Annotated in this window: 8 protein-coding genes; 5 read left to right on the plus strand and 3 right to left on the minus strand. The window is 41.2% G+C overall.

From position 1 onward, the window contains the following. Positions 1-117: 117 nt before the first annotated feature. Positions 118-5,469 carry an AAA family ATPase gene (locus tag AC3A14_RS21575; RefSeq protein WP_318735975.1) on the minus strand — a complete coding sequence of 1,784 codons (5,352 nt, stop codon included), beginning with the start codon at positions 5,467-5,469 and terminating at the stop codon, positions 118-120. 173 nt (positions 5,470-5,642) lie between these two features. Here AC3A14_RS21575 and AC3A14_RS21580 point away from each other — a divergent pair, with 173 nt between their 5' ends. Continuing rightward, positions 5,643-7,247 carry a 2-isopropylmalate synthase gene (locus AC3A14_RS21580; RefSeq protein WP_413038620.1) on the plus strand — a complete coding sequence of 535 codons (1,605 nt, stop codon included), beginning with the start codon at positions 5,643-5,645 and terminating at the stop codon, positions 7,245-7,247. Positions 7,248-7,343: 96 nt separating this feature from the next. On the opposite strand, the gene AC3A14_RS21585 is transcribed toward AC3A14_RS21580, so the two are convergent. Together AC3A14_RS21585 and AC3A14_RS21590 are read right to left on the minus strand one after the other, a co-directional pair. Further along, on the minus strand, positions 7,344-9,398 hold the full coding sequence (locus AC3A14_RS21585) for a Z1 domain-containing protein (protein ID WP_318733774.1): 2,055 nt from the start codon (positions 9,396-9,398) through the stop codon (positions 7,344-7,346). Positions 9,399-9,449: 51 nt separating this feature from the next. Further along, positions 9,450-10,826: a DNA cytosine methyltransferase gene (locus tag AC3A14_RS21590; protein ID WP_318733776.1), complete on the minus strand. Its 1,377-nt coding sequence runs from the start codon at positions 10,824-10,826 to the stop codon at positions 9,450-9,452. Between the two features lie 320 nt (positions 10,827-11,146). Between AC3A14_RS21590 and AC3A14_RS21595 the strand changes: the two genes are divergently transcribed. The 4 genes from AC3A14_RS21595 (at position 11,147) to AC3A14_RS21610 (ending at position 12,735) form a co-directional block, all read left to right on the plus strand. Further along, positions 11,147-11,449: a type II toxin-antitoxin system HigB family toxin gene (locus AC3A14_RS21595; RefSeq protein WP_318733778.1), complete on the plus strand. Its 303-nt coding sequence runs from the start codon at positions 11,147-11,149 to the stop codon at positions 11,447-11,449. A 76-nt stretch (positions 11,450-11,525) separates the two neighbouring features. Further along, entirely contained in the window at positions 11,526-11,945 is a 420-nt protein-coding gene (locus tag AC3A14_RS21600; protein WP_318733780.1) for a helix-turn-helix domain-containing protein, read from the plus strand. A gap of 96 nt (positions 11,946-12,041) precedes the next feature. Continuing rightward, complete coding sequence (locus AC3A14_RS21605; protein WP_318733782.1) at positions 12,042-12,263, plus strand: hypothetical protein; 222 nt, start codon at positions 12,042-12,044, stop codon at positions 12,261-12,263. Beyond that, positions 12,256-12,735, plus strand: coding sequence for a putative toxin-antitoxin system toxin component, PIN family (locus tag AC3A14_RS21610; protein ID WP_318733784.1), 480 nt, complete (start codon positions 12,256-12,258; stop codon positions 12,733-12,735). Before AC3A14_RS21605 ends, AC3A14_RS21610 begins: the two co-directional genes overlap by 8 nt. Positions 12,736-12,792: the final 57 nt, after the last annotated feature.

Genomic DNA, 12,792 nt, shown 5'->3' on the forward strand with positions numbered 1-12,792 from the left:
ACAACTCACATCTACGATCAACAATGTACCTCATAGCAGCGCGAAGCGCTGTATTCCCTAGCGCGCAGCGCTATAGGGAGATTGCTAGATTTTTGAGGAAATATAGGCAACCTAAAGTTATCGTTGCTTTAAGACCACCAACGTAATATCATCAAAGACCTTCTGTTCTCCAATGAACTCTCGGACATCCTCAATAATCCGATCGCGAATTTGATAAGCTGAATGTTGACCGTGTTGTTGTGCCAATTGAGTTAAGCGTTCTAGTCCGTACTGTTGGTTGTCTACATTTTCTGCTTCCGTAATTCCATCCGTATATAAGATCAGTACATCATTGGGATTTAAAAGCAACTCCTGTTCATGGATAAAGTCACTGATGTGCCAATCTAGACCCATCGGGAACCCTAAATCTAGAGTATCAATTAACTCTAATTCTCCATTCGCTCGCACCACGATAATTTCTTCATGTTGTCCACTCAGTTTAATTAAACCCTTTTGATAATTGAGAATTGCCAAACTCATATTTTTATCCGAGTTCATGCGTTCTAAGTTTTGGCAGAGGGTTTGGTTAACAATTTCTAAAAAGTGGATGGCATTGGTTTCATGCATATTTTGTAGCGTTCGCACTACCGTTTGAGCCATGAGCATTAACACCCCACTTTCTAAACCATGACCCGTCACATCCCCAATACTAATTTTGATCCGATCCCCTTCATTTAAGATATCGTAATAATCGCCTCCTACTTCATCAGCCGGTTCCATATAGCCAGCGATTTCCAAATCTTCAATATGTTCTAATTCCGTGATTTTTGGCAATACCATCTGTTGAATCTTTTTCGCCACATCCAACTCGGAACTCAAGCGTAGGTTTTCCGAGGTTAATTGTTCATTTAAGGTTTTAATCTCCGCGTTAGCTAAAGCCAGTTCCGCTGTTCGCTCTGCCACTTTCTGTTCTAGATTTCGGTATAAATACGCATTTTCTAGGGCGATCGCCGCCTGTCCGGAAATCACCTGTACTATATTAACTCGTTCATCTGTGAAAGCCCCGATTGTTAAGTTATTTTCTAGATAAACAATACTGATTAAGTGACCTTGATTAACCAGAGGCACACAAAGAATCGATTGAGGCTGATGGATTTGAATATAACTATCCTGAGTGAACGTTCCAGAATGTGAGGCATCATTCAAGACTACACTTTCTTGAGTTCTCGCCACATAATTGACAATAGCATGGCAAACTAAAGTCGATTCTTCTACAGGAAACTCTTGAAGCACTTTAATCTCTTCAGAGTTAATATTTCCCGATGCTTGAATCACTAAACTTCCTCGATCGGCCATCATCAAACAGCCCGTTTGTGCCCCAGCATTTTGGAGGATAATTTTCATTAACTCGACGAGCAACTTATCTAAGACAATCTCTCCAGAAATTATCTGATTCGCCTTAAATACGGTTTCTATATCCAAGGTTTTATGCAGATTTTTTTCACTAGATGTTTGGGTTTGAATCTCAGAAAAACCAGAATCCTGTTTGGGTAAAGCAGTGAATAAAGTTGAATAGCGGTGGTTTAAGCGATTAACTTGAGTCGAAGCGCCCCAAAGCGTATCAGCATAGCTTACTTCCATCTGTTCCAGGTGCTTTACCTTCGCTGTTGCTCCCCAATGAGAGTAGCAGTAATGAGCCTCCATTATGTGAGCGCGAGCAGCGATTGCCTGACCCCAATCTAGATAAAATTTGGCAGCGAGTTCGTTGGCTAAAGCTTCTTCTTGGATGTATTCGTTTTCTTTGGCTCCAGATATAGCCTTGTTGTATAGCTCGATTGCCTCTGCTTTTTTCCCTAATATTCGGCATTTTTCTGCTTCTACTAAATCCACCTTATGTTGGTAGTTCATGGGAGCATAATGCGCCCATTGCTGTTGCAGTTCTGTTTGGTTTTGTTCAACTTGTTGGAGTCCCTCTAATCTTTCCTCCTCGGATTCGGAATTCAAAGCAGCGATCGCGGTTAAAGAAGCATAGAATAGAAAAGCCGGTTCGCCAACGGTTCCAGAGCTAGCTATTAAATAACGCTTTACTTCATGAACAGTACTTTGAGCTAATTCTATTTCCTCAAATAAGTAGCAAAGCATCAGCTTGTATAAATAGAGCATAAACAAGCCAAGCAAGTCATGGGTAGAAATGAGTCTAGGTACAAATTCTACTTCTTGGAAAGCTTCTCCAGACAAAATACTTGGGTTCTCCGCAAACCCCAGTAAATTCAAAATGGTTTGCCAATGGATTCGACAGTAATTCGCGGTTATCGACTGATTTAGTTGCGCCAAAGTCAGACAGTAGGCGCTCGCTTCATGATTTAAGGTATTAAGGGATTGACCGCACCAGAAAGCATTGAGACAAAAATTGTGAGCTGCATATCCAATATCTTCTAATTGGCCAAATTCACTAGCCGATACATAAGCTTCCTGCATTAGGGATAGGGTTTGTTTGGTATGAAATTTGCGGTGTAGTACAGAAAAAACGATTATGCACAAGACTTTAGCAGTTATGACCTTTTCATCCAGTTTTGATACGATCTGTAGTGCCAACTGACCCAACTTTACCCCTGTATCGACATCTTGGAGGCGAATACAAGATAGCGCACCATAGTAGGCGTAAGCATAAGCTGAAGTCGATGTATTTCCATATTGAATCGATAGCTTGACTGATAAGGCAATCAGTAATGGCAATAAGAGAGGAGAAGAAATATGAGCCGCTGATATAATGCTATTAATCACCTCCATAATGGCGATTTTTTCCCGATCGCTCATGATTGGCAAGTTAACCAAGTCTTCGGTTTTTCTTCGTCCAATTATTTCTCCAATTTCTGTAAGTGCCTTTTGAATATCATTCTCTGTGGGATTTTCAGGAAAAGTAACCCCTAACTGTTGCAGTAATTGTCGGGCTATGGTAATGGCTTCTTTAAGTTTATTTTGAGAGACTTTTGAGACGATCGCAATCCGATACACCTTAACCTTTTCTAGTATTTTGTTGGCTCTGGCAATCACGATTTCAATAAACGCTTCCATTGCCTCAAGATCGCCGCATAGCGAAGCCAATTGAGCTGCTAGTTCGTGGAATGCTAGAGTCATTTCATATTGCCGCTGCCAACCGGTCTCACTTAGCAACAATAATCCCGTGTTGGCATACTCGCTAGCCGCTTGATAGGCGTTAGCATCCTTGGCTTTGCGGCAGGCTACGAGATTGAGTTCGGCAAGTTCGTCGCGTTCTTTTTGCTCGGTGATTAAAGCCGTTGCATCATTGAATTGGCCGACTAGCTCAAAAATGTTCTCTTCTCTGTCTTCTGGAGGTATATTTTGGAGCAGTGTTCGTCCGATGTGGTAGTGAAGCGATTCTTTTTTAGGGTCAGGAATCAGTGCATAAGCTGCCTGTTGGATGCGATCGTGACCGAACTTATAGGACTTAATCAACAGGTTTTCATCGAGTTCTGAGAGAGGCAAGATGAAGCCGCGATCGAGAGCTATTTGAAGTAGCTCGAACGTTTCTTGAGGCGAGATCTCGCAGACCCAGGTCAGAAGCTCTAGGTCAAATTCTGCACCGCAGCAAGCGGCTAGGGCTAAAATTTCTTGGCTGGATGGGGTCAATTTTTGCAGTTTCTCTACCATCAATTCTACGACATTATCGGTGAAGCCCCTCGCTGCGATCGCTGCCATATCCCATTGCCAACTTCTCGCTTGTCGGTTGAATTGCAACAAGTCTTCGTCATGCAATGCTTGTAAAAACTCATTGACGAAGAAAGGATTTCCCCCAGTTTTTTCTAGCGTTAACTGAGCTAAGTCGCTAACAGCTTGAGACGTTTGCTGGAGGGTATCGCCGATTAAAGCAGCAATTTGGTCGAGGGGCAAAGGGTTTAAAGTAACCTGTGCGATCTCCTCGCTCTTATTTTGCCGGAGTTTGGCCAGGGATATTGCCAAAGGGTGGCCGGCAGAAATTTCATTATCCCGATAAGCACCTAACAGCAAGAGATATTCTGTTTGCCCTTCGAGCAACATCCGCTCCATCAGTTGCAAGGTGGCCAAATCCGCCCATTGCAAGTCGTCGAGGAAGAGAGTCAAAGGATGCTCTTTATCACAGAAAACGTGGATAAAGTTTCCGAAAACCAGGTTAAAGCGATTTTGGGCTTTGTTGGCTCCTAAGGTAGGAATGCTCGGTTGCTTGCCGACAATCAGTTCCACTTCGGGAATCACATCAATAATAACTTGTCCGTTATTTCCCAGCGCCTTCAAGATTTTTTCTTGCCAGACTTGCAACCGAGCCTCAGTTTCTCCCAATAATTGCTCCACCAGGGAGCCAAAAGCAGCAACGATCGCCGAATAGGGAATATTGCGCTGAAATTGATCGAATTTCCCGGCAATAAAATAGCCCCGATGTGCAGTGATGGGCTTGTAGAGTTCCTGTACTAGGGAGGATTTGCCAATACCGGAGTAACCCGCGACCAACATCAGTTCGACTTTTCCCGTCTCGGCTACTCGCTCGAACGCTTCGAGCAAAGTCGCGGTTTCTGCTTCGCGTCCGTAGAGCTTTTGAGGAATCTGAAAGCGAGCAGCAATATCTTTTTGAGCTAGGGGGAAGGGGGCAATCTTACCGCTCGCTTCTAATTGTTGGCGACATTCTTCTAAATCCGATCGCAATCCCTCGGCACTTTGATAGCGTTCTTCGGCATTCTTCGCCATCAATTTTAAGACAATATCTGCCAAAACTTGCGGAATTGGTCGTCTATTCTCTGAGGTGACTGCTAAAATTGGCATTTTAGCAATATGACAATGGATTAATTCCAAGGCATCTTCAACAATAAAGGGCAATTTCCCGGTTAACAGTTCGTAAAACGTGACTCCTAAGGAATAAAAATCCGTGTGATAGTCTAAACTGCGATTCATTCGACCCGTCTGTTCCGGGGAAATATAAGCCAAGGTTCCTTCTAAAACGTTAGGATTTTTTAGGGTTGGATTTTCTCGACTCAGTTGGGTGGATATACCAAAATCAATGATTTTCACTTCTTTGGTCTCGGTATTTAGCACAATATTGGCGGGATTAATATCTTTGTGAATAATATGTTTTGCGTGAATTTGTCCCAAGCTTTCGGTAATGGCGATCGACAGCCATAAAAATTCCTCTAAAGAAACTCCTGAGCGCTCTTGCAGCCATTGTTTTAGTGAAATTGCTCCAAAATCTTCTAGAACCATCGCCAAGCTTCTTTGCCATTTTTCTAGGCTATAAGCTTTGACGATCTTGGGAGATGCTAACTGGTTAATAAGCTGATATTCTTGTTTGTAGCGTCGAATCTGCTCTGAGGTGGGATAGTCTCGGTTGAGAACTTTGATGATGACGGGTTGGCGATCGCTAATTCTTCGAGCGCGATAGACTTGGGAGTTTTCGCTATCGTGAATGAGAATTAAGTTCTCGTATCCAGTCAGGGCAACCATAACAATCAACCACTAGAGAGATTTTTCTTCTAAAGATCCTAACCCCGAAAGGCTATATAAAGTAACTCTTAAGTTCTCCAACGTTAAAGAGGCGATCTTCTTAATATACTCAGGCCTAGAATCTGGGCTAAAATGATATGAATCTGTATTTTGTCGAATAGCTTGCTATGACTATGCAACCTCAACACGATCGTATCATTATCTTTGATACCACTCTCCGCGACGGCGAACAATGTCCAGGGGCAACCCTCAATGGCGATGAAAAACTGGCGATCGCGAAACAACTGGCCCGTCTAGGAGTAGATGTGATTGAGGCTGGTTTTCCGTTTGCGAGTCCGGGGGATTTTGATGCGGTGCAGAAGATTGCCGCTACGGTGGGAACCGAAACGGGGCCAACCATTTGCGGGTTAGCCAGAGCAACGCGCGAGGATATTAAGGCGGCAGGGGAGGCAGTGAAACCGGCGGCCAAACCTCGGATTCATACGTTTATTGCCACTTCGGATATCCATCTGCAATATAAGTTGAAGAAGAGCCGGGAAGAGGTGCTGAAAATCGCACCGGAAATGGTGGCTTATGCGAAGTCGTTTGTGGATGATGTGGAGTTTTCCCCCGAAGATGCGGGACGTTCCGATCCGGAGTTTTTGTATCAGATTTTGGAGGCGGCGATCGCTGCTGGGGCAACGACGGTTAACATCCCCGATACGGTTGGCTATACGACTCCAGCGGAGTTTGGCGGTTTAATTCGCGGCATTAAGGAAAATGTGCCGAACATTGACCAAGCGATTATTTCGGTTCACGGCCATAACGATCTGGGTTTGGCGGTGGCGAACTTCTTGTCTGCCGTAGAAAATGGCGCTCGGCAACTCGAATGTACGATTAATGGCATTGGCGAACGGGCAGGAAATGCGGCTCTGGAAGAGTTGGTGATGGCTCTGCATGTGCGCCGTCAGTATTATAATCCCTTCTTTGGCCGCGCTCCGGAGTCCACGGAACCTCTGACCCAGATCGATACGAAGCAAATTTATAAGACTTCCAGATTGGTGTCGAATTTAACGGGAATGTTGGTGCAGCCGAATAAGGCGATTGTGGGTGCGAATGCCTTTGCCCATGAGTCGGGGATTCACCAGGATGGGGTTCTGAAGAATAAGCTCACCTATGAAATTATGGATGCTGAGTCCATTGGCTTGAGTGAAAATCAGATTGTATTGGGTAAACATTCGGGCCGTCATGCCTTCGGTAACCGTCTACAAGAGTTGGGCTTTGAGTTGCCGGACACCGATTTAAATAAGGCGTTTGTGCGCTTTAAGGAATTAGCTGATAAGAAAAAGGAGATCAGCGACTGGGATATCGAGGCGATCGTGAATGATGAGATTCAACAAGCACCAGACTTCTTCCGGTTGGAGTTGGTGCAAGTCTCCTGTGGAGATCGCGCACAACCGACAGCAACGGTAACGGTGCGGACTCCAGACGGGGCAGAGCTGACGGATGCGGCGATCGGCACCGGGCCGGTGGATGCGATTTATAAGGCGATTAATCGGGTGATTAATGTGCCCAATAAGTTGATTGAGTTCTCGGTACAGTCAGTGACAGCGGGAATAGATGCGATCGGTGAAGTTACCATCCGCGTGCAACATGAAGACCGGGTATACTCCGGCCATGCAGCGAATACGGATATTGTAGTCGCGTCTGCTCAAGCTTATGTCAACGCCCTCAACCGTCTCTCGGAAGCGTTGAAAAAAGAACGCCTCCACGCCCAACACGAAACTGCCGTAGTGTAGTTAACGCTCTAGGTAAGGGGGAGTTTGGGATCTCCTCCTTACCTAAAGATCTATGGAGGGGGCGATAAAACTGTGTAGAATAATAGGCTATCAAAATTAGCTTTCATTTACAGAAAAGGCATAATTACCATCAGGAAAACGAACTACAGGAATCCAAAAGGGGACTCCATCCCAACCACCTTGAGGATCTATGTCTCCATTAACTCTAGTCATTAATAATGCAGGAAATCTTCTATTAATACCATAAGGTACAGCTCCTGCTCCTCCAGGTAAAACTGCACCAATTTTCCTGTAACTGCGAGTTTCAGTTTTCTTCAAGTTAGAATTTCGATTAACAATCACTAGATTACCTCTATTTTGATACTGTGGATTTTCTTTAAGTGTATTTAGAGCCATTTTAATCAAGTGATCTTTCCAAGAATCATTCTGGTTAGGTTCTGAAAACTTAAAACTTAAAATTCTTAACAAATCATCAATTGTGACAGGGTAAGGATTTTGCAAACGTGGATATTCGGACTCAGATAAAAGTTCATCAAGTTCTTGAGTTTGATTACCTAGAACTTCAGGATTAGAGATAGGTAGATGAGGAAAGTATTGCCTTCCTCCTTGATACGTTACTAAAGTGACAGTATTTTCGTTTAAGACATTGCGTCGAGTTGGTCTCATCCCTCTGATTGGTAGAGGAATAGCTTGAATAGGCTCATGAGTTTCTCTGCATTGTTCGCGAACAGCATTATCACTAGCATGAATTGCATGAAACCTTTGTGCTAAGTGAGTAGGAAGATAAATTCGGATAGCTGGCAATTCATTCTGTCGATAGCCATACATTCTGGCATGTTGTAAAACAGTATCCATCTGTGGTTGTTGAGCATCTCGTCCGTAGTAAGTTACCAGTAAGTTCTTAACTGTTACTCCACGTCCTATTTTGGTTCCACCAATGTATAGGATATGTTTTCTGGCTGGATTTGGGCTGACTCCTTCACCAGTACTAGAATTGATTTCTATTACTTCTGTAGAAGTAATACGTCTTGCTATTTCATTGATGACATCAGTGAATGTTGGAATAGTGAATGTTGGAATAGAAGAAAAAGTTTGTTGTAAATCATCATATGCATTTTGCAAATCTTGCCTGAGATCAGTAGAGATAGAATCAATAGAGTTTCTAGATACCTCTCTTAATTGATTAGTTAGTTGATTTTTGAATTGCACAACCAATTCATAAGCAAAATGATGATCGTTTTGTCTAAAGCTAGTATGCAGAAGATACGTATGCTTTTTGGTATTTCCCTGTATTCTTAATATAGCTGCTCCTAAGAAGAAAACTAATAAAGATTCTTTAACAGTTCTAGGGATCTGATTCCTTGTTACTAGCCCATCAACATCAATTTCAGGTACTGTACGAATATGTTCTGAATCTTGAAAATTGTCTCGATCAAAAAAGTAATTGCCACCCACATAACCTCTCCCTGGAATAGTGACTTCAACAAAATCAGGTCTGAAATCACTTTGGTCGTCCTGTAGTAAGAGTGATTGAGGAGTGGCTGTTGTTTGCAGATATGTATGAGATTGTAAATGATTCCTCAGATTTATTATCGCTTGATTAACACGACTTGTTGGCCTTAATGGATTATTGATATTTGTATCTAAGCTGGCTTGATCTGCCTCATCATCAATAATGAGAACAGATTGGTTATGCCAATTCAGTTCTTCCGTTCTTTGTAATACTCTTCCAAGAATTCCTTGATGTTTAGACGCAACTAAAACTACTGGAAATCCATGACTAAATTCAATCCCATTTCTAAACTCCTTTTTTCCAAACACTTGAAAACTATCTAATGCTCCTTTAATCCGGTGAAGAGTTTGTTCATAAATATCATTTAAATTGGAGGTCATCACAATGAAGTTACTATATCCATTATCAGCAGCTAAGGCCATAGTTGTTAGGATGACAGATGTTTTTCCACTTTGAATATGACCATAAATCAGACCTTTACACGAACCAACTGTATTAGGTTCTAATGAACGTCTAAAAATTTCACATGACGTTTCGAGAATTTGCTCAAAATCAGAATAAGCAATATGTTCTTCATCATATAAATATTCACGAAGATTGAGTACATTATCACCGTCTTGCCTATTAATTTGTGCCATCAGTGTGTTCCTCGCTATTGTTTCAGATATTTAACTGAAAAATTTTATAGTTCAAAGTTTAAGAATGTATTTAGCAATTTCTAATGTCATTAGAAAACTCACCGCATTAGCTAGTTGCTGTTGTTTATAAGTTAAACCAGACTTTTTATCGGTATCAAGTCCACCACAAAAAGTAAACCAATCCGGTAATGATTGTAGGCGAGTCGCTTCTCTTAATGACAAATTTCGATTTTGCTCAGGATGCACCAACATACTTTTTCTATAATTCCCTATTGTCACTGAAGGTTCATCCCATTTAAGTCGTCTGTAGATATTACTGTGCGTTCTATCAACATCTTTATAATTTGACATCATATGTCTAATATTCTTCCAGTTACCACCTGGAGGAATATGACGATAACGCTCAATGACATAATCAGCTTGTCTAGATACAAGGTGACCTTCTATAATACCGGGCGGTGACATTTCACGCATTTTTTTCAAAAAAACATTCTGATTTAGCTGCCCTTCAGAAATGTCTCGATATTTTTGAAGAATTCTAGACTCTCCATTAGATATCCTAGGTAAATCTGATATTGCCTCTCTAACTGTGACATATTCAAACTCTCCCATTGGGCCATGTGTCGGTAAAGGAAACGGCCCCCATTCTCCAAAGTCATTGGTATTATACCCTAGATCTTTATGTAATGCTAGTAAGAAAAAACGATTTCGATGTTGCGGAACACCATACCATGCAGCATCTAAAACAGCAGGAAAGATCAAGTAACCTGATTTTCTTAACTTTTTTTCAACATAATCTACTACAGTGATTCTGTTATCTGTTGACATAACTGAACGAGGAGTCCAAAGAATTCCTTGTACATTTTCTAAAAGAATCACTTTAGGGTCTAATGCAATTGAAAAATCTATAAAACATTCAACTAACTTATTGTGTTCTTTTTTACTATCCCATCCTCTTCTGTTTGATGGAGAAAATCCCTGACATGGTGTTCCTCCAATAACAACATCAATACCTCCAGCTTCTTGAACTATATTTTTTATTCTTTGACGATGAAAATCTTGAATTAAATCTGTAGGAGAAAATTCAGAAGGTATAAGTCCCTTCGTATTGTCAGACAAATGACTATTGAAATATCTATAGTTTTCTTCTAAACTTTTTAAGTAAATAGGATTAATTTCAGCAGAAGATAGAATTCTATATCTACTATTTGGATTTCCAGCCATTAAAAACCCTAATCCCATTCCTCCTGCACCAGCAAAAAGTTCTACAACTCTGAGAGTTTTTTGATCTTTAGCCAAAATACCTTTTTCAATACGACACTGTTCTATCTTGGCTAAGTCATTAAATTTTTGGTCTTGCTGCTCACCTAATCTTATATTCGCTCTGTAACGGATTTGAGATCCTGGATTGTAAGAATTTTTACGCATTGGCCGAGCATATTACTATTTTAGAGTCTGACAGATACTATAATTAAGTACATAGTGATAGTTCGGATCTTAATTACTTCCTTAAAAGTAGCGTAAAAACCTCAAATCACTGGTATATAATCGTTTGATTATCCCAACCTTTAATAATACCATAGCAGAGCGTTAAATGTCAAAACTAGCCACAAACCCGGTATAAACAAATCTTCATCAACTTTGAGGAGCTTGGCAGAAACTTCGCAATTTGCTAAGATAGATCGACTGATCAATATATTTATTTATCACATGGGGATTGATTATGGAATCTTCTGGGTTAGATATTTATGCACATCATCACGCGTTCTCGGCTTGTAGAGTTTTGGGAGAAACATCCCGACTCTAAAACGAGCTTACTTCTTTGGTATAAGCTTGCTACTACTGCAAAATGGAAAAATTTTGTCGAGTTACGTGAAGTTTTTTCATCTGCCGATCAAGTAAGAAACTTTACGGTGTTTAATATTGGTGGTAACAAGTATCGTTTAATAGCTTTGATTGATTACACTTACCGAAAAGTCTTTATCCGCCATCTTCTCACTCATGCAGAGTATGATAAAGATGATTGGAAAAATGATGAGTGGTACGAGTAAGCTTTTGTTTTAATACTCCAAAAATTGGGTAAAGTTTACAGTTATTGGGTCGCCGCCAAACACGGGCGCTAAACATATGTTAAAAACTCAATCTAGCAATTATATTGACCTTCTGCAAGACTTTCCACCTCGTCCCATTAAATCAGAGGAGGATCTACTTGCTGCTCAACAAGTGATTGATACTTTACTAGATTCTGGTGAACTCACACCGGACAAACGAGATTACCTGAACCTCTTGGGTCTTCTGGTTCATGAGTATGAAGAAAAGTATGTATTGATTCCCGACTTAAATGGGGTTGAGTTACTGAAAGCACTGATTGATGAGTTGGGTTTGAAGCAAAAAGATTTAGTCCCAATTTTCAAAACGGAGTCCATTATTTCTGACGTTCTTAATGGTAAACGAAAGTTGACGGTGGAACATATTGAAAAATTAGCGGATTTCTTCCAGGTGTCTCCATCGGTGTTTTTCAGGCGATCGCCAGCACAGGAAGTCTAGTGTTGTCAGTGATACATAAGCATCGAGGGGCGATCGCACTCACTCATTCTCTGCTATATCATGAAAGAACCCTAACCCAAGATTCAGAGATAGAGTATGGAAAGCATTAGCATCCAAGTGGATTCAGAAATCGCTCAAGTCTATCAAGGTTTTTCCTTGATAGAACGTCAGAAGATACAAATCATTGTCAATGGATGGCTTAAACAAATGATGAAAAAGCGATCGCTAGACGAGATCATTGACGACATGCGATCGCAAGCACAAGAAAATGGCCTAACTCAAGAAGTTTTAGACGAAATCTTGAGTGAAGATGTCTAAACTGAGATTTGTCATTGATACCAATACTCTAGTTAGCAGTATTTTAATTCCCTCATCTGTACCCGCTCAAGCCTTCAGTCTGATAGAAAAATTGGGGATTTTTCTAGTTTCTATTCCTACCATTGAAGAGTTACAGGAGGTGTTGACGCGGCCAAAATTTGATAAATATGTATCTGCATTAACCCGTTCGGAATTTGTTGCTCAATTTATCGAAATATCCGAACTGATTGCGATTGAAGAATCCATTGTTGCTTGTCGCGATGCCAAAGATAATAAATTTCTAGAAGTAGCTGTCAATGGTCAAGCTGACTATTTAATTACAGGAGATCGAGACTTACTCAGCCTACATCCATTTAGAGAGATTCAGATTCTCAATCCCGCCAAATTTGTAAATGATTACCACAATCACGAAGCGGTCGCTGCCAAACACGGGCGCAAAGAATATGTTAAATACTCAATTTCGCAATTATGAAGAAGGAGATCAGCGACTGGGATATCGAGGCGATCGTGAATGATGAGATTCAACAAG

The organism is Roseofilum sp. (genome assembly GCF_982964205.1).

Excerpts from the sequence above, each read along its gene's own strand:
- AC3A14_RS21580 (WP_413038620.1), top strand. The coding sequence starts at position 5,643 with ATGCAACCTCAACACGATCGTATCATTATCTTTGATACCACTCTCCGC.
- AC3A14_RS21610 (WP_318733784.1), top strand. The coding sequence starts at position 12,256 with ATGTCTAAACTGAGATTTGTCATTGATACCAATACTCTAGTTAGCAGT.
- AC3A14_RS21605 (WP_318733782.1), top strand. The coding sequence starts at position 12,042 with ATGGAAAGCATTAGCATCCAAGTGGATTCAGAAATCGCTCAAGTCTAT.
- AC3A14_RS21575 (WP_318735975.1), bottom strand. The coding sequence starts at position 5,469 with ATGGTTGCCCTGACTGGATACGAGAACTTAATTCTCATTCACGATAGC.
- AC3A14_RS21590 (WP_318733776.1), bottom strand. The coding sequence starts at position 10,826 with ATGCGTAAAAATTCTTACAATCCAGGATCTCAAATCCGTTACAGAGCG.
- AC3A14_RS21595 (WP_318733778.1), top strand. The coding sequence starts at position 11,147 with ATGCACATCATCACGCGTTCTCGGCTTGTAGAGTTTTGGGAGAAACAT.
- AC3A14_RS21585 (WP_318733774.1), bottom strand. The coding sequence starts at position 9,398 with ATGGCACAAATTAATAGGCAAGACGGTGATAATGTACTCAATCTTCGT.
- AC3A14_RS21600 (WP_318733780.1), top strand. The coding sequence starts at position 11,526 with ATGTTAAAAACTCAATCTAGCAATTATATTGACCTTCTGCAAGACTTT.